Below are 23,115 nucleotides of genomic sequence, written 5' to 3'. Positions count from 1 at the left end.
GCGCCCACACACGAGCCTGAACGGGCTTACGCCCGCAGCCTTTGCAACCCGCCCCACGCAGGGGCATAGACAGAACAGACCCTGCTTATGAACGAGGGCAGCCTGGGGGCAGGGTCAATGTTGATGCGGACAGATACCGCCCGCCCTCCATGACCAGCGTCACCACGAATACACTGGCCAGCACGTAAAGGGAGGGCGTGAACCAGAGGCTCGAAATGATACGTCTGTAGAATCCGACGGCTGCGGCTGAGGGCTTCAGGGAAAATGTCACTGCGACGACCTCGCTAGAAGGATGGCATCCAGTTCCACCCCGTCATCTCATGCAGAAGACACTGGCGCCAATACTTTTGTATCGTAACGATAAGATATCGCTGTATTCTTGTTTCCTCGATCTTCGTGACGATCCAAGGCCAGACAGCCCACCAAGCCTGCTCTCCCAGCTCACCCGGATCGTGGCCTGGCCTCTCAACGGCCACCATTTCCGGTGATGGCTTCATAGCCCGACATGATATCGAGCAGTTCCGACGTGATCACGTCCTGCCGCCTCAGACGGTGCGCCACGCGCAAATCGTCGATTTTCTCGGCGATGCTGCGATCAGCCGCCTGCATGGCCGCGAGACGCTCGGCGTGCTCTGCGGTGCGGGACTGGATGATGCCGGTAAAGACGCGCGCAAAGAGAAGATGGCGGATCAGCCGGCCAAAGAGTGCATCCGCTGGCCCGATGGGAACCGGCAGGCGGCGTGAAGCCCAGGCGCGCATGCGCAAGGCGCTGAGCCAGGCGGGATCGATCGGCAGGAGGCGGGCACGTACGGGTGTCGTGTTGCCATGCGCGCCGGGGCGATGATGAAAAATCTCGAGCCGCCCGGCACCTTCACTCTCTCGCCAGTGGTCGAGCCGAGTGAGCACGGTGCTGACCGTGTACGCGAGCGTCTCAACCGTCGCAGGCGCCTCCTCGTGAGCGGCGGGCGGCTCGGCTTCGGCGCGCCAGCTCGCATCGGCACGGGCTCCGATCGTCAGCACGATCCGATTGGCGGGATCATCGCCGGTCTCGCCCAGGCTTTGCAGGGCGAAGGCCACCAGCCGTTCGTTGAATGCTCCGCAGAGGCCGATTTCCGAACCGACCAGAACGACCGCCGTGCGGCCACCGTCCGACGCAATCGGCGCGGCCCTCGCGCCATCGAAGGAACGGAGCGCGACCTGCAAGGCCAGTTCGACCGTTTCCCGGTAGCGTGACATCGCCTCTTCGGCCAACTCATGCTGGCGAATGGCGACGGCAGAGATCGTCTTCATCGTCTGGACGACCGATTGCAGATCCGCAGCGACGCCTATGTGGCGCGAGAGTTCCTCGAGGGTTGCCATCATTCCATCTCGCGGAGCGCAGCACTGGCAACGCGCAGCATCGCTTCGCGCCGCTCACCCTCGAGAGACGCGCCGTTCTCGATATCCCGTGCTTCAGGCGTGGCGTCTACCGCCTGCACGATCGCAGCCGCCGCGCCGGCCATCGCATCAAGAGGGACGGCGTCAAACAGTCCCTCCGTCGCTGCGAGCAGGAGCGCGATCTGACGTGCGACGGACATCGGCGTCGCTTCGTCCTGCTTCAGCGTCTCGCGAACGCGTCGGCCCCGTTCGAGCTGGGCGCGCGTGTCTGCGTCGAGCTTGGCGCCGAAGCGGGCAAAGGATTCGAGTTCCTCGAACTGGGCGTAGGCGAGCTTCAGTGGCCCCGCCACCGCGCGGAAGGCAGGAAGCTGCGCCTTGCCTCCAACACGCGACACCGAACGACCGATATCGACCGCAGGCAGTTGCCCAAGCCGGAACAGCGTCGGTGACAGATAGATCTGCCCGTCGGTGATCGAGATGAGGTTGGTCGGAATATAGGCCGAGAGGTTCTGCGCCTGCGTCTCGACGATGGGCAGCGCAGTCAGCGAACCGCCGTGCGCACTTTCCCGCAGCTGCGTTGCCCGCTCGAGCAGGCGCGCGTGGATATAGAAGATATCACCTGGATAAGCCTCGCGACCCGGAGGGCGGCGCAGGAGGAGCGACAGCTCCCGATAGGCCCTGGCATGGCGGGTGAGATCGTCATAGACGATCAACGCATCGCGGCCCGCACGCATGAAGCGCTCGGCGATCGTGGTCGCCGCGTAGGGGGCGATGTACTGCAGACCCGGCGGCTCCTCGGCCCCCGCAACCACCACGACGCAATTGTCCATGACGCCGCTGTCGCGCAGCCGCCCAATCACACGCGCTACCGCATCGCCGCGCTGCCCGATGGCGCAGTAGACGGATATCACGCCGGTTCCAGCCTGGTTCAGGATCGTATCGAGGGCGACCGCGGTCTTTCCCGTCTGCCGGTCGCCGACGATCAGTTCACGCTGGCCACGTCCGATGGGGACGAGCGCATCCACGGCCTTGATCCCGGTCTGCAGCGGGCGCGCAACCGCCGCGCGCTCCATGATCGCGGGGGCTGGCTGGTCGACAGGGTCCCACCGGTCGGCTGCCACGGGGCCGGCGTTGTCGAGCGGCTTGCCGAGAGGATTGATCACGCGGCCGAGCAGCGCGTCCCCGGTAGGCACCGATGCCACGCGCCGCGTCCGTCGCGCACGGTCACCTGGGCGCAGCCCTTTCGGATCATGGAGCATCACGATTCCGGCCCGCCCCGGCTCGAGGTCGAGTGCCAGGCCCATCGCGCCACCATCGAAGGCAACGACCTCGTCCGATGTCGCTTCGGTGAAACCTTCCACCTCCACCACGCCGCGCAGCACGCGGCTGACCGTACCCCGTTCCTCGAAGGACAGGCGCGGCGCGCGCGTGCCCTCTTTCTTGATCGCGTCAAAGAGTGTCTCGGCAAGCTCCTTCAGCATCAGGCATTGGCCCCCAGCTCCGCGCGAGCATCGAGCAGGCGCGCCATGTCCGCCTCAAGAGCGTCGAGATGTTCGCCAAGCGTCCAGCCGACGTGGCGCGAGCCAATCGCGAGGACTACGCCGCATTCCAGCTCGGGTTCCTCGCGGAAATCGATCTTCGCCTCCCGTTCGAGCACACGCGCGACTGCTTCGGAAACAACCGTCCGCGACGACGGGGAGAGCGGAAAGGAGGAGCTGATCGACACAGCCTGTTCGCGCGCGGCGGTGGACCTCAAATGCGTCCTCTCGTCGAGGTCGAGCGCGCCCAGTCGCCGGGCGAACACCTTGGCGATGCGATCTACCAGTTCTTCGTCAGCCATTTCCGCCAGCGTCCGGCGGGCGAGTGTCATGAACGCCTCGCCGGCACGGCGGCGCAGCCTATCGAGAAAGGCGGCCTTCTCGTCCTCCAGTTGCGCCTGCCAAACCGCCCGTCGCTCGGCAACGCTGTCGCGGGCTTTCTCGGTCATTTCGGCGCGCAGGGCATCGGCTTCCTGCTCCGCAGCCGCGAGGCGGGCCTGGCGCTCATCCTCCAGGTCGCGGCGTGCGCGGCGATGCGCCTCCGCTTCCGCCTCCGCGGTTTCGCGCGCCGCTTCAGCCTCGCGCAGGCTGCTCCGAACCTGCTCCTCCCGCGCCTTCAGGGCGCGGGCGAGAGGGCGGTAGAGCACCCGTTGGAGCAGCCAGACCAGAACCAGGAAGTTCACGATCTGGGCAGCGACTGTCACCCAGTCGATCTGCACCCCCTAGCTCCCCGGGGTTCGCGTCGCGGCCTCGATCGCCCAGTTCCAGAACGGATTGGCAAAGAGCAGGATCATGGCGACGACGAAACAGTAGATCGCGGTCGATTCGATCATCGCGAGGCTTACGAACAGCGTCCGGGTAATGGTGTTTGCCTCATCCGGCTGCTGGGCGATGGCCTGCAGTGCCTGTGCGGCTGCACGCGCTTCGCCCAAGGCGGGACCTATGGAGCCGATCGCGATCGTCAGCCCTGCGGTCACGATCGAAACGGCGGCGATGATGGTCAGCGCATCCATTCAGATGTTCCTTTTCTTGTTCTTGGGGTCGGCGTCAGCGCTCGCGACCTTTGCTTCGGCCCGGCTCTCGGCGGCACCGGCTTCCTGCCCGCTCGCCGAGACGATGTAGACCATGGCGAGAACGGCCAGGATGTATGCCTGGATCACGCCGGTCAGGAGGCCGAGCAACTGAAGCAGGATCGGGAAGAAGAACGGTGCGACCGAGAGCAGGATCGCCACGACCACCATACCGCTCATCACGTTGCCGTACAGACGCACCGCGAGGGCGATGGTGCGCGAGATTTCACCGATCACGTTGAACGGTGCCATCAGCGGCGTTGGCCGAATGTAGCGGCGCAGGTAGTCGACGAGGCCGTTCTCGGCGATTCCATACAACGGAACTGCCACCATCACGCAGAGAGCGAGCGCGGCAGCGGTGGAGAGCGAACCCGTCGGCGACATGAAGCCGGGAACGACGCCCAGCACGTTCGAGAGGAGCGTGAACAGGAACAGCGTGCCGACGAAGGGGAGATAACGCGCCGGATCACCGCCGCCGATGGCACGGATCTGGGTGCGGATCATCTCGATCAGCATTTCGACCGCGAGCCGCCAGCGCGATGTCGGCGTGGCGGGGCCGATCCCGAGTGTCGCGATGCGGCCGCCGATCACCAGGATTGCCATCACGATCCAAGTGTTGACGATGGTCGCCGACAGAGGGAGATCGCCGAGTGGGCCGCCTGGCAGCACAAACAGGATCCTGCTGTCGGGTGTGACCTCCATGCCCTCACTCCGCTTTGTGTCGTGGGCGGCGCAGCCCCAGTGTCCTGGCGAGCGCGAAACCGCCAAGCGCTGCGACGAGGGCGAGGCCAGGCTGCACCGCCACCGACGCAACGGCTGCAAAGCCGGCTAGGACGATGGCCAGCCGGAGAGCGGCCCCGGAGAGCAGGGCCTTTGTGCCGCCTGTGCCGAACCGTGCCGCGGCACGCCGGAGCAACAGCAGATGCAGAGTGCCGAGTGCGAGCCCCGCTGGAAGCCCCAGCAGGAGATCGCCGGCCGTTCCCGCGATCATCGGGCACCTCCGTTGCCATCGCCGCGGCCCCCGGCCCTCTGCACCCACCACCAGGCATTCATGCAGCCAAGGCCCACGCCAGCCACGAGCCCCGTGATCGTCCATGAGGGGCCACCGGGGTAGAGCGCATCCAGCCAATGCCCGAGCGCAACCCCCGCCAGGGTTGGGACCGCTATTGCCCATCCCACGAGCCCGAACATGCCGAACCCGAACCAGACCGTATGCCGCCCCTCACGTCGCGCGCGGTCACGCCGCTCGGCCTTACGGCCAACCTTGTCTGCCAGGTCGTCGTCAGCACCGCTCATCGCGCGACCTCCAGAACGTGCCGGATCGCGCCGGCCTCAAGCCGGGCGAGCGCCGTGCGGGCCGCGCGCTGATGTTCGTCGAGACGTTGGAATCGATCGGCGACCTCGGCCCGCAGCGATGTTAGATCGTCGCTCTCGAAGGCGTCGAGCACCGACACGCGAACATCCGCGCCGCGCTTGATCAGCACGCCCTCATCGATGCCCAGGTAGCGTTCCTTCCCGGCAGCTGTGACATAGACGAGCAAGCCGGGGGGCAGCGCCGCCGCGACGTCGATGTGACGCGGCAGGAGGGCGAAGAACCCCTCCGCCCCCTCGGCCACCACCTTTGCCGCAGCGATGTCCACGAGCAGAGCGGTCGGCGTGAAGACCTCGAGGTGCATGTGCTCCACCGGCGCACTCATTGTGCGGAGGTCCTGGCTTCGCCGATTGCACCGATCATGTAGAGATCACGCTCGGGCCGATCGTTGAACGCGCCCGACAGGATCAGCGCGCAGCCCTCGATTGTCTCCTCCAGGCTGACACGACGGCCCGGTGCGCTGGTGAACTGCTCGGTGGCGTGGAAAGGCTGCGTCAGGAACCGCTCCAGCCGCCGCGCCACCGCCACCGTGCGGCGATCGTCGATCGACAGCTGCTCGAGGCCGAGCATCGCGATCACGTCCTTCAGGCTCTCGTACTCCGCCAGCGTGCGGCGAACGTCACTCGCCACACGCTCATGCCTGGCGCTCGCAACGCCGGGGCTGAGCATCTTCGATGCGGATTCCAGCGGGTCGAGAGCCGGGTAGAGACCCTGCGCGGCCCGCTTGCGCGACAGCACGATCGACGCGGACAGGTGCCCGAAGACATGCGTCGCGGCGGGGTCGGTGAAGTCGTCCGCCGGCACGTACACGGCCTGGATCGACGTCATCGCACCCGACGAGGTGGAGCAGATCCGCTCCTCGAGCTCCGCAATCTCGGTGGCGAGCGAGGGCTGGTAGCCAACCCGCGACGGGATCTGCCCCAGGAGGCCCGAGACCTCCGCCCCCGCCTGGACGAAGCGATAGATGTTGTCGATCAGCACCAGGACGTCGGTATTGAGCTCGTCGCGAAAATATTCCGCGATCGTCATGGCGGCGTGACCGACGCGGAACCGCACCGCCGGGCGCTCGTTCATCTGACCAAACACCATAATGGTGTTCTCCAGAACCCCGGCCGCGTCCATGTCGCGGTGAAACTCCTCCGCTTCGCGTGACCGTTCGCCGATGCCGCAGAACAGGCTCACGCCCTGGTAGACGCCCGACATGTTGTAGATCATTTCGGCAATGAGCACGGTCTTCCCGACACCGGCGCCACCAAACAGCCCCGCCTTGCCTCCCCGCTCGATCGGACAGAGCAGGTCGATCGCCTTGATGCCCGTCTCGAAAATCTCCGACCTCGTCCGTCGTTCGCTCAGCGCCGGCGGAGCATGCTGGATCGAGCGGCGCGGCGCGTCCGTCAATGGCGGGCCGCCATCGATGGGTTCGCCGAAGAGGTTGAGCATCCTGCCGAGCGTTGCACGACCAACTGGCATGTCGATCCCGCCCCCCGTCGCGCGCAGCCGTGCTCCGAGCGCCACCGGCTGTCCTGTCGACAACAGGAGTCCACGCGCCAAATTGCCGCCCGGCAGGGTAGCGATCTCGATCCGCAACTCTGGATCGTCGGTTCCGACATAGAGGTCTCGCGCCTTGGGTGCCCGGCCTGCGACGCGCAACTCAACCATCTGGCCGGAAACGCGGACGATGCTTGCCGCGGGCGCTTCAGGCGCGTCGGCGATGGGTGCCTGCTGCAGCATGGCGTGCCTCCGGGATCGTAAGTCGGGCCCTCCCTCGCTCAGCGATGCTCATTGTCGCGGATGGAGGCCGCTCCCTTGACGTCGTGCAGCTTGCCAAAGTGGGTGTCCAACAGGCTACGCAGCTTCTTCGCCGCGCCAGCGCAGGCCTCGTCCACGGTCGCCGCTTCGTGCGTGACGGCCACCGGCTTTTGGTTCGAGGGCCGCGCTTCCATCATGCAACGCTTGTCGCGTTGGCCAGGCTTGCCAGCGTTTTCGTCGCTGATGTGGACCTCCACCCGGGTCAGTTGGTCGCCAAAATGCCCCAGCGTTGCCGTCACCACTGCCTCCACACCGGCCGTCATGGCGTCGCGACCATCGATGTTTTCGTCGGTGTTCACTTGGATATGCATGGGCGAGTTCCCTGGCTGATCCGTCCGGCTGGGTAAATGATCGGCTTGCGCCACCGGCCACCATGCTTGTCGAGTGTTCTGTATCGACATCGCGTGGTGTTTGCCCAGCGAACAGCCGCGCTAAACATAGCAACGTGCCGGCTCGCGTTTGGTTGCCTGAGTCTAGGCTGTGAATGGCGTTGAGCCGGGTGGGGTGTCATCTGAGCGGCAGTCCGAATCTCGGCTGAGTCCCGGTTCGGCGCTCATTCGCATTCAGGCGTCAGGCTCGACGCCCAGGGCGCGCATCTTGCGGCGCAACTCGTAAAGCTGATCGAGCAGCGAAAGCACGATCGGCAGCGCATCCTCGTTCACCTGCATCACATCGCGCAGCTCGAGGATCAGGCGCACGCGCTCGACGTCGATCTCGGTGAAGACGAGATCATCGGCCGCGCGATCGGTGCGGACATGACCTTCTGCAATCCAGCGCCGCAGGTCATCAGGGTCCAGGGCCGTGAAGCGTGCGCAGAGGATGTCCAAGGTGATCACGCCGCCCCCTCCAGGCCGGCCCGGGGATCGGAGGGGTGTTCCGGCATCCAGCCCCTCAGGAACTCATCAAGCGCTGCATCGCTTGGTCCGATGACGACGCGCAGCGTGAGGAAGAGATCGCCCGCAGCCCGCGCGCCATGCGCGGCCACCCCCTTGCCGCGCAGCCGGATCCGCCGCCCGGTGTCGCTGCCGGCGGGAAGCGTGACCCGCAGCCGACCCGACGGCGTCGGCACCAGCACGGCCCCGCCCAGTACGGCCTCCTGCAGGGAGACCGGCAGATCCATGTGCAAGTCCCATCCCTCACGGCGCCAGCGCTTGGGCTCGGCGACATCGACCTCGATCAGCGCATCGCCAGCCTGGCCGCCACGAATGCCGGGGCCGCCCTGGCCACGCAGGCGCAGCACCTGGCCGGTGACGATGCCAGGCGGTATATTCACCTTCAGCACGCGGCCATCGGGCAGGGTGAGCGGTTCGGTCGCGCCCTGCACGGCGTGCAGGAAGGGGACGCCGAGGCGGTAGAAGTCATCCGCACCGCGGCGCGGCGCGGTTTCGGCGCGGCGGCGCGCCTCGAAGATATCGGCGAAAAGGTCCTCGAAGGTCTCGGCGTCAGGCCGCTGACCATAGCGCGCGCCCGCTTGTTCGTCGGCATAGCGCCGATAGGATGCGCCTGACGGCGGGGTCTCCTGGCCGCCGGCGTCGATCTCGCCGCGGTCGAAACGGGCACGCCGCTCCGGGTCGGAGAGCAGCTCATTGGCGGCGGAGATCGCCTTGAACCGGTCCTCCGCCTCGGGCTTGCCGGGATTCAAATCAGGGTGGTGCTTGCGGGCGAGCTTGCGGTAGGCCGCCTTGATGGCCTCGGGCGTGGCATCCGGCGGGACGCCAAGCAGCTTGTAGGGATCTTCAGCCACGCGCGTCACCCTCGAAACCAGCTATTACTCTGCGGGTTCCAGCGCAGCGGGTCCAGTGACTGGCGCTTCAGGGCGGATATCGATCCGTGCTGGGGCGGCCTGAGCGTCCGGGCCTCGATGAGTTCGCCACCCGCGGTGACGCTCTCGAACTCCTGTCGAGCAGAGAATGTTCGGGGTCAGTTCCCTTACCTGCTCCAGTCACCTCACACAACTCAGTCTCTCCGACGCTGCCGAGCGTGAGGGACCGCAGGGTCTTTGGGCCTTTCGCGGGCGACCTTGATGGTGCGCTCGCGCAACGGCTTCCCGTTTCTCTCCGCAGAGGCGGAAAACTCTCCGAACCTTGAGGGTGTGGCGATTTGGCCAACAAGGTTTAGTGCATTGATATGAAGAGAGTTTTGTCCGGAGAATAGGCGCAGAAGTTGGCAATTGGACTGCCCCTCCGATCACCACCATCGCCGAAACTTGGTAACGGCAGCGCCAACCTATATTCTCTGTGCTCTGCATTGAGCCAGCGAATCGAACCGATGCATATCCGGGCAGACACGCTTGATGACGCCCTCCGGCGGGTAGCCCTCGGCTCTCGGGCGTGCTCGGCATGCCGGGGATCGTCGTGATGTGGAACATCGAGAAGCGCCCGCGGTAAAGGCACATGAGGGGCCACGCTCGTGCTCTCAGAGCTGCGGCCATGAGCATCGTCGCGCGCTGGGGCGATCCCGAGCGGCGCTCGGTGCTGGTGCTCAGCGGCATGGATGGCGCCCCACTCGCGGCGGAGGCGGTTGATGGTGATGCCGTCTGGGACGCGCTGGTCGCCGCGGGCGTGACACCGGAGCCCTACGCCGAGCCTGCGCCGCCACCGGATGCGCTCGTGCCGCTCTCGGTGGTGGCAGAGCGGATCAAGGCCGCGGGCGTCTGGGAGGCCATCGTTGCGCTCGTGTTCGATCCCGCCAACCGCTCCGCACTCGCAGATCTCATCATGGTGCAGCAAGGCATCGTGCCAGACGATCCGGTTGCGCACGCGCTCAGCAGTGCAGCAGGGGCAGATCCGGGGGTGGTGCTGGCAACTGCGTGACGGTGGTCGCTCCGTGATAAACCCCAGCAGACGCCTCTCGCGAGCCAAACGCGGAACGCCCTTCCCGGCAGGCAGGGCCTGCGCGCGTTGTCACGAATTCAAATCGTTCTGTGCAACGCTACGAATGCGAAGAAGAAACCGTTCCGAGCTGGCGCGCGCCAGCTGGGCACGGCGTCGCGTGCGGCCTAAACGATGACGCCACCAAGTCGCACGAGTCCCCGGTCGCAAGCCCCGAAGTCTCGCTCACTGTACCGAATCCACTGCCCCACCTGCGGCCATAGTCCCGCCATGAGCCCACTGCGCACGGACTGGGCCAGAGGGCAAACAGTGTCTGCCCGCGCGGCAGCATTGTGCACGGTATCTGAGCCAATAACTACACGAAGCGGTCGGGCGGGGCCCAGCGGACGACTGGTTTCGAGACCTCGTCCTGGGCCCCCGCAATTAGGTCCAGAACGCCCTTAAGGGTCATACCGCCGTGGCTCCCGCGGTCCACTAACTCGGTGTAAATCCGGTCGCGCAGGATCGTCCGACTAGAGGTCGGCTGACCGCCGAGTGCCTCGACCACCAAGTCCTGGAAGAATGGTGGATTCCGGGCCTCGTACGCTTCGCGCTCGGGACCGAACACGAAGAACGCCGCGGGCTCGTTATCGTTCTGCGGGCGGCCGGATCGGAGCGCGCGGGTCATTTCCGCGTTCACGCCGCCCTCCTCACGCAGCACGACTCCGTACGCGGTGCGAGCCTCCTCGGCCGACACAAAACCATCCTCAACGTCCTCAAGGACCGCTTCCGGGTCGCGCTGCCACGGATTCCCAAAGCCGCCGCCACCGGGAGATACGATGCGCACGGCTTGGCCAGGAGCGAGCCGCAGCACCTCGATCTTGGGGATGCGCCGCGTGCTACCATCGGGCTCGATGATCCAAGTACGGCCAAGCGGGCCAGCCTCGCCGCCATCGCGCCCCCAGGCGCGCAGATGGAAGCGGTCCCAGCCGCGCGAGGACACCTGCGCGTGCGGGGAGAGCAGCTGGAACTCGAAAAGGATGCCGCTGCCGCCGCGCCACCGGCCCGGCGCGACCGCATCGTTCAACCGGTATCCCGTGACGAAGATGGGGCTGTCGAGTTCCAGCGCCTCGACTGGTGCATTGCGTAGCGCGCCGCCGGAGAAGTTCACCCCGTCAATCCCGTCGCGACCAGGACGCCCGCCCGACCCGCCCTGGAGGGGCTGAAGGACGTGGACGACGTAGCCACCGGTGTGTGGGTCGAGGTCACTCAACGTCAGCAGCCCGAACTGGCCCGAGCCCGCCGCCGGGATCCTGTCCGGCGCAGCCTGGCTTAGCGCGCCCATGACCACGTCGGAGACGCGCAACGCAGTAGTATATCGTATGCCTGTCGCGGCATACTTAGTCGGGTTCAGGATGCTCCCCTCAGGCACCTTCACACGGACCGGACGAACCATTCCGCGGTTGAACGGCATTCCCGGGTCGGAGGTGCGGAGGAAGTTCACCACGCCCAGCACGAGGAACTGGTTCAGCATCCCGTGCGTGGGGAGGTTGAAGGCCGCGTTCACCTGAGGGTCTGTGCCAGTGAAGTCCAGTTCGATGTCGCTGCCGGCGATCGTCAGGGCGAGCTTGATGCGCACGTTGTGTGTCCGCAGCAGGTCGCCCTCCATGTAGTCGGAGAACTCGTACCGCCCGTCCGGCAGCGCGGCGATGACGGCGCGCGCCCGTGCCTCGCCGTAATCGAGCAGGCCGTTGATCATGCCCTCGACGGCCGGCACGCCGTACTGGCCGACGCAATCGCCGAGACGGCGCTGCGCGGTGGCGAGCGCTGCCGTCAGCGCGCAGATGTCGCCCCAGTTCTGCTCCGGGATGCGGCAGTTCGCGAGGATGAAGCGCTTCGCCTCCTCATCAAGGCGGCCGGCCTTGAAGAGCTTCACGGGCGGGATGACGACACCCTCCTGGAAGCGATCGGAGGCGTGGGGCGCGATGCTGCCCGGCACGATGCCGCCGACATCGGAGGAGTGCACGAAGCACCACGCGAAGCAGACCAGCTTCTCGCCGGCGAAGATCGGCCGGAACATCATGTAGTCGGGCAGGTGCGTGGACATCCCCTTCGCCGTCAGCGGGTCGTTGGTGAGCACCACGTCACCCGGCTCGTAGCCGTCAAAGGCCTCGATGGCGGCAGCCATGCTCATCGAGAGCATGTTCGTCACGCCGATGCTGCGCGGGTACGCGAAGACCTCGCCCTCCGTCGTCACCAGCGCGCTGTCGAAGTCCCACGTCTCCTTCACGAAGGTGGTGAAGGCGGCACGGTGGATCACGTAGCCCATCTCCTCGACGATGCCCGTGAAGCGGTTGGCGAGGACTTCCAGCAGAACCTTGTCCACGCTCATCGCAGTGCCTCCCCGATCAGGTTTCCGTGCACGTCCACCGCGACGACGTAGCCGGAGGGGACGAATGTCGTGGTATCGTATTGACGGATCACGGCGGGACCGCGCACCTCAACGCCCGACGGCAGGTCGTCGCGGTCCAGGAACGCTGCGTCCCGCCATGCCCCATCGTGGAAGATCTGCTTCGTTCTGACAGCGAGCGGCGCCATCTCCGGCGCGTTGTCGCGTCGCTCCAGGCGCGGCTTAGCGGTCTCGCCGACCGCCGCCATCCGGAGTTCGCGAACCTCGATCCGCCCGCCCACGCCGGCATAGCCGTAGAGCTTCTCGTACTCGCGCTCGAAGGCGCTGATGAGCGGTCCGTCGCCCGCGTCGAGCGGCACGTCGTCGAGGCTGACCTCGATCTCGAAGGACTGGCCCTCGTACCGGAGGTCAGCGGAAGGGCGGAAGCGCCGCGCGATATAGGCGAGGCCCTGGCTGTCCAGCCAGCCCGCGCCCTCCCGGCGGAGATCCGCCGCCGCCGCGTCCATCCGCGCGGCGAGGCCACCGCCGTGGCCCTTCTCGAAACTCTCGTGGAAGGTGCGGACGAAGTCGCGGCGCACATCCGCGACCAGCGCCCCCATGGCGCACAGGACGCCCGGCTGCGGGGGCACGATCACGCGGCGGATGCCGACCTCGCGCGCAACCAGCAGCCCATGCATCGGGCCAGCGCCGCCGAAGGGCAGCAGCGTATACTCCGAATAGTCGACGCCCTTGCGCGCAAGCAGCGGCACGAGGGTGGCGTAGATGTGCGAGGTAGCGATGCGGATCACGGCCTCCGCTGTTTCCTCGCGCCCCATGCCCGCCTTGGCAGCGAGCCCGTCGATGGCGCGGTCGGCCAGGGCCCGGTCGATCCGCACCCGGCCACCCGCGATCTCGCCCGCATCCACGATGCCGAGGCAGACGAAAGCATCGGTGAGCGTCGGCCTCTCGCCGCCGAGGCCGTAGCAGGCCGGGCCTGGCCGCGCGCCCGCGCTCTGCGGTCCCACCTTGATCACGCCGAAGGAGTCGGCCCACGCGATGGAGCCGCCGCCCGCGCCGATCGACGTCACGTCCACGGCCGGCATGATGACGGGGAAGTTTCCCACATGGTTGTCGGTCGAGTAGCGCGGCTCTCCGTCGATGACGGAGACGTCCGTGCTGGTCCCGCCGATGTCGAGCGTGATCAGCCGGTCGAACCCCGCCGCGCGGCCGAGGAAGGCCGCGCCCATCGCGCCCGCTGCGGGGCCCGACATCAGTGTCTCGGTCGGCCGCCGCGCAGCCTCCGCCGCCGTCATGACGCCGCCGTTCGACTTCGTGCTCAGGACCGGGGCGGCAAGGCGGAACTCGTCGCGCAGACCCGCCTCGAGGTCCCCGAAGTAGCGCTCCATCCGGCGGCCGACATAGGCGTTCATCACGCCCGCCAGCGTGCGTTCGAACTCCCGCATCTGTGGCCAGACCTCGCTCGACAGCGAGACGTAGAGGTCCGGCGCCAACTCCTCCAGCAGGCGCTTCGTGGCGCGCTCGTTCGCCGGGTTGCGGTAGCTGTGGAGGAACCCGACCGCCACTGCCTCGGCGCCGATCTCCCGGAGGCGCACGACCGCGTCCTCGATCATCGCGCGCGTGACCGTGGCGGCGACGGTGCCGTCGGCGAGGCAGCGTTCGGCGATCTCGACCACATGGGCGCGGCGCACCAGCGGCCGGGGCATGTCGGTGAAGAAGTTGAAGATGTCGGGCAGGCGGTGCCGGCCGATGTGGAGGATGTCGCGCAGGCCGTTCGTGACGAGCAGCGCGGTGCGCGCCCCGTTGTATTCGAGGATGGTGTTCACCGCGAGCGTCGTGCCGTGGCTGAAATAGGCGATGTCCTCGGCGCGTGCACCGGAGCCATCCAGGAACTCCCGCAGCCCCGCGAACACCGACGCGGCGGGGCGTGCCCGGTCGGACGGGATCTTGAGGGCCGTGACGCGGCCGGTCGTCTCGTCGAGGAGGGCGAAGTCGGTGAAGGTGCCGCCGATGTCGACGCCGACGCGAAGATGAGGTGGCATGAACCCTCCTAGAGGCTGAGACGGAGCTTGAGCAGGCGCTGCATCGTTAGGATGAGAACGCCCACGACGAGGATCTGCAGCGCCGAGGCCGCGGCGATGGTGGGGTCGCCCTCCCAGAAGATCTGGGAGAAGACGTGGATGGGCAGCGTGGTCGTGCCGGGACCGGCCACGAAGAGGGCGAGGTTCACGTCGCTGAACGAGACGATGAAGGCGAAGATCGCGCCGGAAAACATGGCTGGCTTCAGCAGCGGAAGCACGACCCGGAGGAAGGCCTGCCGCGACGTGCAGCCGAGGTTCACCGCCGCCTCCTCCAGCCGCGGATCGATCGCGACGAGCCCGGCGCCCACGACGCGGATGACGTAGGGAACGCCCAGCAGCGTGTGTCCGAGCACCAGCGTCCAGGCCTGCCCGGCCACGCCCATGCGGGCCGCGACGAGGTAGAGCGCCGCGCCGAGGAGGATCGATGGGATGAGAAGCGGCAGCATGAAGAAGCTCTCCATGGCCGCCCGGGACGCAAGGCCGCTGCGCACCAGGTAGACCGCAGCGAGGGTCCCGAGCAGCGTCGCGAGCGAGCCGGAGGCGAGTGCGACGGGCAGGCTGACCAGGAAGAGCCCATCCCGGAACTGGGCCATGCCGAAGAACTTCCGGTACCAGTCGAGGGAGAACTCGGTGGTCGGGATTCGAAAGGCCGGGGTCGGGCTGAACGAGACCAGCACCACCACCAGCAGCGGCGCGAGCAGGAACGCGAAGACCAGGGTGGCCAGCACGCGAAGCGCGGTGCTCGAACCATGCATGGTCAGGCCCCTCCCGCCGATGCTCGCCGCCGCGCGGCCTCTCGCCTGAAGCGCTCTGCCGCCGCCGCCGCCGCGCGGGACGCGATGACGGCGCCGAGGACGATCGCGATCAGCGCGATCGCCATGGCCGACGCGAAGGGCCAGTTCAGGGCGGTGATCAGCTGGTCGTAGATCTCGTTGCCGATCATCCGGCTGCCGCGCCCGCCCATCAGCGCCGGCGTCACCACCACCCCGATCGCGACCAGGAAGGCGAGCACGGCGCCGGAGGCGATCCCCGGGGCTGCGAGGGGAAGGATCACGCGCCGAAAGAGCTGGACCGGCGAGGCACCGAGATTCGCGGCAGCCTCCTCCAGCGAACGCGGTATTCTCTCGATGGAGGCGAGGGTGGGCAGGACCAGGAGCGGGAGGCAGATCTGCACCAGGGCGATGACCACCGCCGTCTCGGTGTTCATCACGAACAGCCAGCGCTCGAATCCGAGGCCGACGGAGATCTGGTTGATCACGCCATTGCGGCCCAGGATGATCATCCACCCGAAGGCGCGCACCACCGTGCTCACCATCATCGGCATGACGAGCAGGAACAGCCCGATGCCGAGGGCGGTGGGGCCGCAGCGTGCGAGCCAGTAGGCGAGCGGCACGCCGAGCACCATGCAGCAGAGCGTCGTCACCAGCCCGATCCTGAGGGTCCGGACCAGCACTTCCAGGTAGTAGGGCTGCAGCAGCCGGGCGTAGTTCTCGAGCGTCGGCTCGGCCACGAACATCAGCCGTGGGTGGTGCGTGAAGATGCTGATCGCGCCGAGATGCGCCAGCGGCACGACCAGCGCGACGAGGAGCAGCACCACGTAGGGGCCGCTCAGCCACACGCGCGCGGAGGGAGCGTCCCCCGCGGCTCCGCGGGGAGGCCGCGGGGCGGGCGCGCCGCCCTCAACCCGGGATGAGATGGATGTCGGCCGCATCGATCCGGACTCGCAACGTGCCGCTGCCCCGGGCCGCCAGGCGCGCCGAGGCAGTGCGGGTCGTCTTGAAGGAGGCGAGCAGCGGCGGCAGGCCGGGCGCCTCCAGCGTCACCTGCGTGTCCTCTCCCAGGTACTCGATGTCCCGCACCTGCGCCCGGAAGGTGTTCTCCGCATCGGGTCCGTCATCGCCCAGAACGACGTCCTCGGGCCGGATCACCGCAGCGGCGGCTGAGCCCGGCGGCGGGACGGCGCCGCTGCCCTCGCCTAGCCGTACCCGCAGCACCACCCCGTCGGGGCCGGCCACGCGCAGCCCTGCCACGCCGTCATCGCCGCGGACGGCGATCGTGGCGTCGAGGATGTTCGCCTGGCCGATGAAGCCCGCCACGAAGCGGGTCGTGGGGCGGCGGTAGATCTGCTCCGGCGTGCCGATCTGCTCGATGCGCCCGCCTGACAGGACCGCCAGCCGATCCGACATGGCGAGTGCCTCGGTCTGGTCGTGCGTGACGAAGACGGTGGTTTGCCCGAGCTGCTTCTGGAGGCGGCGGAGTTCCTCGCGCATCTGCTGCCGCAGCTTGAGATCGAGGCTCGACAGCGGTTCGTCCAGCAGCAGGAGCGGCGGGCGCAGCACGAGCGACCGGGCGAGCGCCACGCGCTGCTGCTGGCCGCCCGAAATCTGCTGTGGCCAGCGCGAGCCGAGATCCGCAAGGCCGACGAGCGCGAGGGCATCGGCGACGCGACGGCGGCGCTCCGCCGCCTCCACTTTCCGGACGCTGAGCCCGAAGCCGACATTCTCGGCGACCGTGAGATGCGGGAACAGGGCGTGGCTCTGGAACACCAGGCCGAGGTCTCGCCGGTGCGCGGGCACCGTGTCGAGGCGAGCACCGCCGAGCAGGATTTCACCGCCCGTCGGCCGCTCGAACCCGGCGATACAGCGGAGCGTGGTGGTCTTGCCGCAGCCGCTTGGGCCGAGCAATGAGAAGAACTCACCCTCCCGCACGTCGAAGGAGATGGGCCCGACCGACACTTCGCTCGAATAGGCCTTGGTGAGGCCCCGCACCTCCAGCGACGCGCGCACTGCCTGCCGCATCTGGTCGATCGCCGACATCCCCCGTCCCGGGAACGTCAGGCGTTCAGCACTTCACGGTTCCAACGCTCGAGGTAGCGGGACCGGTGGTCGTTCACCTTCTTCCAGTCGAGGCGTGCCGTCCTCTCCAGCGCCCCGGGCGGGATGCGGATCCCCTCCAGCTCCGGCGGCAGGATCACGCTGCGGTTCGACGGCGGATAGAGCGACCATCTGGTGAACTCGAGCTGCCGCGCTGGGTCGAGCGTGAGCTGGACGAGTTCCTGGGCCTGGCGGGCGTACGGAGAGCCGCGCGGGATGCTGAAGCCGCTGCCGACGGAAACGGTGTTGGGGACCAGCTCGAAGGCGGCCGGCACACGCGCTGCCTGGAGCCGGGCGGTGCGGCCGTTCCAGTAGGGCATGATCACCACCTCGCCGCTCTCCATCAGGCGCGAACCGTGGTCGGCGTTCTCCACGATGACGGCGCGGTTGCGCCGCACGATGTCAGCGACCGCCTGGATGCCCGGCGTGATGTTGTCCTCGTCGCCGCCGAGTTCTTTGTTGAAGGCGTGCAGCCAGGGCATTCCGTACCAGCCATAGGCCGGGATCGCCACCCTGCCGCGGTAGCGGGCGAGGGCGAGGTCGCGGAACGATGTCGGCTGCGCCGCCTCGCGCGTGTTCCACGCCATGCCAAACAGCAGGATGTTGAAGGCGGCGTAGAAATTGCCTTCGAGTGCTTGGGGGTAAACGTCCCCGAGGCTCCGCACGACCCCCGGGTCCAAGGCGTCGAGACAGCGCGCGTCGTTGAGGAGGTCGGCGTCGGACTGCGGCCCGTTCGTGACGTCGAATGGGGCGGAGCCACAGCTTGCGAGCAGCTTGGAGGTGGCGATGGACTCCAGCTGAGCGGCGTGCAGCACCTGCAGGCGATTGGCGCGGGCAAAGGGTTCGACAAAGACGCGATCGAGTGTCGCCCCCCACGTTCCTCCCGTGGCGGCCCAGGTGAAGGGGCGGCCTGCCTGCGCTTGTGCGTTTCCGATGCCTCCGGCGGTCAGGGCAGCGGCCCCTCCGGACGCAGCGAGGAGCATGGACCGTCGGGAGAGGGCGTTGATCATGTCGAGCCTCCTGGCAACGCGGCACGGTGCGGGGCCGCGTGATCCGGCACTGGTGGACAGGAGCGGAAAGGATTTACGCGCGACAACAGAAGATCAGGAAATAAGCACCCCTGCCTATTGTGTACGCAGCAACAGACTCTCTCCGCTTTATTGCTCATTTTCGTAGCTTTCGCGCGGGCGGGGTGGCAAGAACGCATTTATGCGTATGGGGCACGGGGGCTGGCCATGACGCACTGGAGCGATCTCATCCGGCGGTACCGCAGCGCGAACGGCCTGACGCAGGCCACCTTCGCGGAATGCGTCGGCGTGGAGCAGGCGACGGTGTCGCGCTGGGAACGCGGCTTCCATGCGCCCGACCTGATGATGCAAGGGCGGCTGCGCACGCTACTGTTCCGCCGGGCCGTGGTGTCGGACGCCATGGTGGTGCACCGGGTACAGGGCTCCCTTGGTGCGGCGAAGCTCGCTGACCGGAATGGATGGAACCGGGCCGCCTCCCCCCGCGCCGCCGCGCTGCACGGCGTGGAATTCTCGTACCTGCAGAACTTCGACTACACGCCACTACATACCGAGGAGCTGCGTGCCCAGTGGGATGCGGTGCGCGCACTTGGCTTCTTCGCCGGGAACGTCGCGAGCGTCAGGGTCTTCAACACTTGGCGTCCGGCCGCCCTGCCCGACGCCGGCGACGGCCTCCGCCACTGCGAGGGCTTCTGGACGCCCGTGGTCCTCTCCGACGGTGAGATCATGTTGATCAGCGAGTTCCACGAAATCGATGAGCAAGCCTATCGCGCCGTTTCTCCAGGGGACCGTTTGCGGGCTGTCATGGCGGAGGAGGTCGTCTGATACCAGGAGTTGGCCCACTTCCGTGGATGGTCCGCGGCAATGGCGAGCCCCGGCAAACGGCTTAGGGGCAGAGACTTTCCGTCCCCGGCTCCCCTTCCTACGGCATTGATTTCGTTGGATTTTTCCCAGCTTCAGCCCTTCGCGGGCGCACCTTCTCCCAAAAGCTCTCCCATATCGCTTGCGGCGCCGCTCGTCGTGGCGTTCGCCGTGGTGTTGGATCACCGCGCGGATTAGCTAAAGCCATGGCCAGCCGCGCCGGCCGTCCCCACCCCCCGGGGGTGCCCCGGAACGCATTGGCGCAAGCGCCGCAAGGGTCAGTCAGAAAATTGTACCGGTGTTACGGCAGTACGCGCGACGCATCCATGCTTGCTGTTTGCGGGTCATGACCTGCGCCCCTCGGGTCCCTCATTCATATCGAGAGTCCGGCCCTTTCATACTGCATGGTGGTTGGAGTGGCGAGCGCGCCGGGAGCGATGCCCCTCGCGAGCTCGAGCGACCGGCGCGCTGCGGGCGTCAGCCCGCCCAGTGACGAGTGAGGCCGGTGGTGGTTGTAGTCGTGCCGCCAGCGGGCGAGCACGCGCCGGGCGTGGGCCAGGCTGTCGAGGACTTCCTCGTTGAGGCATTCGTCCCGCAGCTTGCCGTTGAAGCTCTCCACGAAGCCGTTCTGCTGGGGCTTGGGCGGCTACCGCGGCATCCTGCAGTGCGATGGCTACGGCGCCTACAAGACGCTGGCCGCGGCGGGCGACGGCATGACGCTGGCGTTCTGCTGGTCGCACGCCCGCCGGCAGTTCATCGAGTTGGCGCAGGGCATGACGGCACCGATCGCGCAGGAGACGCTGCAGAGGATCGCAGCCCTCTATGCGATCGAAGCGGAGGTGCGCGGCAAGCCGGCCGACATGCGCCGCGCCGTCCGCCACGAGCGAAGCCGCCCCCTCGTCGAAGATCTGTTCACCTGGCTCTCGACACAGCGTGCGCGCCTGCCGGGCGGCAGCCCGACCGCCGAGGCCATACGATACGTGCTGAACCATCACGAGGGCCTGGCGCGGTTCCTCGAGGATGGCCGCATCGAGCTCGACACCAACACCGTCGAACGCGCCATCCGCCCGATCTGCCTCAGCCGAAAAAACGCCCTGTTCGCCTCCGGCGACGATGGCGGGGCACGATGGGCCGCCGTGGCCTCGCTGGTCGAGACGTGCAAGCTCAACGGCGTCGACCCGCAGCGCTACTTCACCGACGTGCTGACCCGCCTCGTCAACGGATGGCCCAACAGCCGCATCGACGAGCTCATGCCGTGGTGCTGGCCCGCAGCCGAAAAGCGCTGATCGTCAAGCGCCACCCAAAACGGTCCCGGCGCCACGCATACGGTTATTCGAGGTGTCCGGTTGATCTTCTCCGCCGCCGCCAGCTCGGTAAGGGTCGCGAAGCGTCCCTCCTCCAGCATCCGCCGCCAGCGGAATGCGCGGGCCACGGCCTTGATGAGCGTGATGTCCTGGCGGCGCTCGATCTCCAGCACCCCGGGCGTGATGATCGCCTTGCGGCCCCCGCGCTTCTTCACCGAGAGGGGTATGACGACGGTGAGCGTCTGCGGTGCGTCACTCATGCGGCCATCCTCCCCGCGTCGCCCGCCTTCGCCGCCAGGTCGCGCACCAGACTGCCGAGGCCATCGAGCCGCAGCCGCACCGCGGCGCCGCTGGCGCGGACGTCGATCCGCTCGACCAGCAGCCGGACGAACCGCGTCTGCTCGGCGTGGAACAGCTCGTCCCAGAGGGGCTCGATGCGTTCGAGGGCGACGCGCACCTCCGGCTCGCTCACACCCGTCGCGGTGTCGCGCGCGGCCTGCCAGGTGCCGACCACGATCTCGGGCTGGCGAAGCAGGGCCCGCACCTGGGCAAGCACGCCGCCCTCGATCTCCCCGGCCGGCACGCGCGCGACGGCCAATCTCCGGCCGGAATTCGTCGAGCCCTCGGCGTCCGCCTCGTTCCTCAAGAAGCCCGCCGACAAGGACCATTGCGCGGCGATGGTGGTCACGATGTGCCGCACCGAGACCATGACGGGACAGACCGCGGTGATCGATTCCGGCCGGGTGTTCCACTGGCTGGTGGAGGGATGCAGCGGGCCGGGAGCTCGTCGGCGCTGTCGGGTAACCATTCCGGCACGCCACGACCGACCACTGCGCGTCAGCTCCGTAGGCCAGGTGCCTCCTGGCCCGTTCGGCCGACATACTCCGTGTAGCCGCCGTCGTAGTGGTGCAGTCCCTCCGGCGTGAGTTCGAGAACACGGTTGGACAGGGCGGCCAGGAAGTGCCGGTCGTGCGAGACGAACAGCATCGTTCCCTCGTACTGCGCCAGGGCTTCGATCAGCATCTCCTTGGTCGCCATGTCGAGGTGGTTGGTGGGCTCGTCCAGCACCAGGAAGTTCGGCGGATCGAACAGCATCTTCGCCATCACGAGCCGCGCCTTCTCGCCGCCCGACAGCACGCGGCACCGCTTCTCCACGTCATCGCCCGAGAAGCCGAAGCACCCGGCGAGCGCGCGCAGCGGCCCCTGCCCGGCGTGGGGGAAGGCATCCTCCAGCGCTCCGAACACGGTGCGCTCGGCGTCGAGCAGTTCCATCGCGTGCTGCGCGAAGTAGCCGAGCTTCACGCCGCCGCCGAGCGCCACCGAGCCCGCGTCCGGCTCCGTCGAGCCGGTCACGAGCTTCAGCAGCGTGGACTTGCCGGCACCGTTGATGCCCATGACGCAGCACCGCTCCCGCCGCCGCACCAGCAGGTCGAGCCCATCGTAGATGACCTTGCTTCCGTAACGCTTGTGCACGCCGCGGAGCACGGCCACATCGTCTCCTGAGCGTGGTGCGGGCATGAATTCGAAGCGCACCGTCTGGCGCCGCCGCGGCGGCTCGACCCGATCGATCTTCTCCAGCTTCTTCACCCGGCTCTGCACCTGCGCGGCGTGCGAGGCGCGGGCCTTGAACCGCTCGATGAACGCCGTCTCCTTCGCGAGCATCGCCTGCTGGCGGGCGAACTGCGCTTCCTGCTGCTTCTCGCTCAGCGCGCGCTGCTGTTCATAGAACTCGTAGTCGCCCGAATAGGAGGTGAGGGAGCCGCCATCGATCTCGATCACCTTCCGCACGATGCGGTTCATGAAGGCGCGGTCATGCGAGGTCATCAGCAGCGCGCCGTCGTAGCCGGTGAGGAACCCCTCGAGCCAGATCAGGCTTTCCAGGTCGAGGTGGTTGGAGGGCTCGTCCAGCAGCATCACGTCGGGGCGCATCAGCAGGATGCGGGCGAGTGCCACGCGCATCTTCCACCCGCCCGAGAGGGCACCCACGTCGCCGTCCATCATCTCCTGCGTAAAGCCCAGGCCAGCGAGCACCTCGCGCGCCCTGCCTTCGAGCGCGTAGCCGCCGAGTGCCTCGAAGCGCGTCTGCACCTCGCCGAACCGCTCGATGATCGCGTCGAGGTCTCCGGCCTGGTCGGGATCGACCATGGCCGCCTCCAGCGCATGCAACTCCGCCGCCACGGTGCTCACGTCGCCCGCGCCGTCCATGACCTCCGCGACGGCGCTGCGCCCCGCCATCTCGCCGACGTCCTGGCTGAAGAAGCCGATGCTGACACCGCGATCGACCAGCACCTGGCCTTCGTCGGGCGGCTCCTGCCCCGAGATCATGCGGAACAGCGTGGTCTTGCCCGCGCCATTGGGGCCGACGAGGCCGATCTTCTCGCCTTTCTGAAGTGCTGCGGAAGCGTCGACGAAGAGGATCTGCCGGCCGTTCTGCTTGCCGATGCTGTCGAGGCGGATCATGCGCGTCTGAACCCTGGAACCGTTGCCGCGCGCTTATGACACATGGCGCGCCCGCGGCCGAGCGGTGCGAGCGCGGCGGCAGGCGCACCTAGCTGACCATGACTGCACGACCCAGGCTGCGCGGCCTC

23 protein-coding genes and 2 pseudogenes are annotated in these 23,115 nt (G+C 67.5%); 3 read left to right on the top strand and 22 right to left on the bottom strand.

Going from position 1 to position 23,115, the window contains the following annotated elements:
* Nucleotides 1-465: 465 nt before the first annotated feature.
* The 12 genes from Q0C38_RS09830 to Q0C38_RS09775 all read right to left on the bottom strand — a co-directional run bounded on the left by Q0C38_RS09830 (nucleotide 466) and on the right by Q0C38_RS09775 (nucleotide 8,910).
* Nucleotides 466-1,359 (bottom strand): F0F1 ATP synthase subunit gamma, encoded by an 894-nt coding sequence (locus tag Q0C38_RS09830; RefSeq protein ID WP_291296907.1) that lies wholly within the window; start codon nucleotides 1,357-1,359, stop codon nucleotides 466-468.
* Nucleotides 1,359-2,858 carry a F0F1 ATP synthase subunit alpha gene (locus Q0C38_RS09825; RefSeq protein ID WP_291296906.1) on the bottom strand — a complete coding sequence of 500 codons (1,500 nt, stop codon included), beginning with the start codon at nucleotides 2,856-2,858 and terminating at the stop codon, nucleotides 1,359-1,361. Before Q0C38_RS09825 ends, Q0C38_RS09830 begins: the two co-directional genes overlap by 1 nt.
* Complete coding sequence (locus Q0C38_RS09820) at nucleotides 2,858-3,634, bottom strand: F0F1 ATP synthase subunit delta (protein ID WP_291296905.1); 777 nt, start codon at nucleotides 3,632-3,634, stop codon at nucleotides 2,858-2,860. Before Q0C38_RS09820 ends, Q0C38_RS09825 begins: the two co-directional genes overlap by 1 nt.
* 3 nt (nucleotides 3,635-3,637) lie before the next feature.
* Nucleotides 3,638-3,928 (bottom strand): F0F1 ATP synthase subunit C, encoded by a 291-nt coding sequence (locus Q0C38_RS09815; RefSeq protein WP_291296904.1) that lies wholly within the window; start codon nucleotides 3,926-3,928, stop codon nucleotides 3,638-3,640.
* The gene (locus tag Q0C38_RS09810; protein ID WP_291296903.1) at nucleotides 3,929-4,687 is read right to left on the bottom strand and encodes a F0F1 ATP synthase subunit A; all 759 of its coding nucleotides are present in this window, start codon (nucleotides 4,685-4,687) and stop codon (nucleotides 3,929-3,931) included.
* 4 nt (nucleotides 4,688-4,691) lie between these two features.
* Nucleotides 4,692-4,976, bottom strand: coding sequence for an ATP synthase subunit I (locus tag Q0C38_RS09805; protein WP_291296902.1), 285 nt, complete (start codon nucleotides 4,974-4,976; stop codon nucleotides 4,692-4,694).
* Entirely contained in the window at nucleotides 4,973-5,281 is a 309-nt protein-coding gene (locus Q0C38_RS09800; RefSeq protein ID WP_291296901.1) for an AtpZ/AtpI family protein, read from the bottom strand. Before Q0C38_RS09800 ends, Q0C38_RS09805 begins: the two co-directional genes overlap by 4 nt.
* A complete protein-coding gene (locus Q0C38_RS09795; RefSeq protein WP_291296900.1) occupies nucleotides 5,278-5,661 on the bottom strand; it encodes a F0F1 ATP synthase subunit epsilon in 384 nt (127 codons plus the stop codon). The genes Q0C38_RS09800 and Q0C38_RS09795 overlap by 4 nt, the downstream gene beginning before the upstream one ends.
* Nucleotides 5,662-5,678: 17 nt before the next feature.
* Nucleotides 5,679-7,088, bottom strand: coding sequence for a F0F1 ATP synthase subunit beta (gene atpD, locus Q0C38_RS09790; protein WP_291296899.1), 1,410 nt, complete (start codon nucleotides 7,086-7,088; stop codon nucleotides 5,679-5,681).
* A gap of 38 nt (nucleotides 7,089-7,126) precedes the next feature.
* Nucleotides 7,127-7,477, bottom strand: a complete 351-nt coding sequence (locus Q0C38_RS09785) for an HPF/RaiA family ribosome-associated protein (RefSeq protein WP_291296898.1) — start codon at nucleotides 7,475-7,477, stop codon at nucleotides 7,127-7,129.
* Nucleotides 7,478-7,729: 252 nt separating this feature from the next.
* Complete coding sequence (locus Q0C38_RS09780; RefSeq protein ID WP_291296897.1) at nucleotides 7,730-8,002, bottom strand: chaperone modulator CbpM; 273 nt, start codon at nucleotides 8,000-8,002, stop codon at nucleotides 7,730-7,732.
* Entirely contained in the window at nucleotides 7,999-8,910 is a 912-nt protein-coding gene (locus Q0C38_RS09775; RefSeq protein ID WP_291296896.1) for a J domain-containing protein, read from the bottom strand. The genes Q0C38_RS09780 and Q0C38_RS09775 overlap by 4 nt, the downstream gene beginning before the upstream one ends.
* A gap of 685 nt (nucleotides 8,911-9,595) precedes the next feature.
* On the opposite strand from Q0C38_RS09775, the gene Q0C38_RS09770 reads away from it, so the two are divergent.
* A complete protein-coding gene (locus Q0C38_RS09770; protein WP_291296895.1) occupies nucleotides 9,596-9,979 on the top strand; it encodes a hypothetical protein in 384 nt (127 codons plus the stop codon).
* A 373-nt stretch (nucleotides 9,980-10,352) separates the two neighbouring features.
* Here Q0C38_RS09770 and Q0C38_RS09765 read toward each other — a convergent pair whose 3' ends face one another.
* The 6 genes from Q0C38_RS09765 to Q0C38_RS09740 form a co-directional block, all read right to left on the bottom strand.
* Nucleotides 10,353-12,368, bottom strand: coding sequence for a hydantoinase B/oxoprolinase family protein (locus tag Q0C38_RS09765; protein WP_291296894.1), 2,016 nt, complete (start codon nucleotides 12,366-12,368; stop codon nucleotides 10,353-10,355).
* Nucleotides 12,365-14,425 (bottom strand): hydantoinase/oxoprolinase family protein, encoded by a 2,061-nt coding sequence (locus Q0C38_RS09760; RefSeq protein WP_291296893.1) that lies wholly within the window; start codon nucleotides 14,423-14,425, stop codon nucleotides 12,365-12,367. The genes Q0C38_RS09765 and Q0C38_RS09760 overlap by 4 nt, the downstream gene beginning before the upstream one ends.
* Before the next feature lie 8 nt (nucleotides 14,426-14,433).
* Nucleotides 14,434-15,219 carry an ABC transporter permease gene (locus Q0C38_RS09755; RefSeq protein WP_291296892.1) on the bottom strand — a complete coding sequence of 262 codons (786 nt, stop codon included), beginning with the start codon at nucleotides 15,217-15,219 and terminating at the stop codon, nucleotides 14,434-14,436.
* Nucleotides 15,220-15,221: 2 nt separating this feature from the next.
* Nucleotides 15,222-16,082, bottom strand: a complete 861-nt coding sequence (locus tag Q0C38_RS09750) for an ABC transporter permease (protein ID WP_291296891.1) — start codon at nucleotides 16,080-16,082, stop codon at nucleotides 15,222-15,224.
* Between the two features lie 61 nt (nucleotides 16,083-16,143).
* On the bottom strand, nucleotides 16,144-17,280 hold the full coding sequence (locus Q0C38_RS09745; protein ID WP_291296890.1) for an ABC transporter ATP-binding protein: 1,137 nt from the start codon (nucleotides 17,278-17,280) through the stop codon (nucleotides 16,144-16,146).
* A gap of 17 nt (nucleotides 17,281-17,297) precedes the next feature.
* Entirely contained in the window at nucleotides 17,298-18,347 is a 1,050-nt protein-coding gene (locus Q0C38_RS09740) for an extracellular solute-binding protein (protein ID WP_291296889.1), read from the bottom strand.
* 225 nt (nucleotides 18,348-18,572) lie between these two features.
* On the opposite strand from Q0C38_RS09740, the gene Q0C38_RS09735 reads away from it, so the two are divergent.
* On the top strand, nucleotides 18,573-19,187 hold the full coding sequence (locus tag Q0C38_RS09735) for a helix-turn-helix transcriptional regulator (RefSeq protein WP_291296888.1): 615 nt from the start codon (nucleotides 18,573-18,575) through the stop codon (nucleotides 19,185-19,187).
* 409 nt (nucleotides 19,188-19,596) lie between these two features.
* Here the strand turns inward: Q0C38_RS09735 and Q0C38_RS09730 are convergent.
* Nucleotides 19,597-19,869, bottom strand: a pseudogene (locus tag Q0C38_RS09730) (transposase); the annotation flags it as partial.
* Between Q0C38_RS09730 and tnpC the strand changes: the two are divergent.
* Nucleotides 19,862-20,509 (top strand): annotated as a pseudogene (tnpC, locus tag Q0C38_RS09725) (IS66 family transposase); the annotation flags it as partial. The pseudogenes Q0C38_RS09730 and tnpC sit on opposite strands and share 8 nt — an antisense overlap.
* On the opposite strand, the gene Q0C38_RS09720 reads toward tnpC, so the two are convergent.
* The 3 genes from Q0C38_RS09720 to Q0C38_RS09710 all read right to left on the bottom strand — a co-directional run bounded on the left by Q0C38_RS09720 (nucleotide 20,410) and on the right by Q0C38_RS09710 (nucleotide 22,987).
* The gene (locus tag Q0C38_RS09720) at nucleotides 20,410-20,787 is read right to left on the bottom strand and encodes a hypothetical protein (RefSeq protein WP_291296887.1); all 378 of its coding nucleotides are present in this window, start codon (nucleotides 20,785-20,787) and stop codon (nucleotides 20,410-20,412) included. The pseudogene tnpC and the gene Q0C38_RS09720 sit on opposite strands and share 100 nt — an antisense overlap.
* Entirely contained in the window at nucleotides 20,784-21,215 is a 432-nt protein-coding gene (locus Q0C38_RS09715; RefSeq protein WP_291296886.1) for a hypothetical protein, read from the bottom strand. The genes Q0C38_RS09720 and Q0C38_RS09715 overlap by 4 nt, the downstream gene beginning before the upstream one ends.
* Before the next feature lie 149 nt (nucleotides 21,216-21,364).
* Nucleotides 21,365-22,987 carry an ABC-F family ATP-binding cassette domain-containing protein gene (locus Q0C38_RS09710; RefSeq protein WP_291296885.1) on the bottom strand — a complete coding sequence of 541 codons (1,623 nt, stop codon included), beginning with the start codon at nucleotides 22,985-22,987 and terminating at the stop codon, nucleotides 21,365-21,367.
* Nucleotides 22,988-23,115: the final 128 nt, after the last annotated feature.

It is taken from the genome of Elioraea sp., from assembly GCF_022842375.1.
Classification (GTDB): domain Bacteria; phylum Pseudomonadota; class Alphaproteobacteria; order Acetobacterales; family Acetobacteraceae; genus Elioraea_A.
The sequence above is the reverse complement of the archived record's forward strand: the minus strand, read 5'-3'. Positions and strand labels throughout refer to the sequence as shown.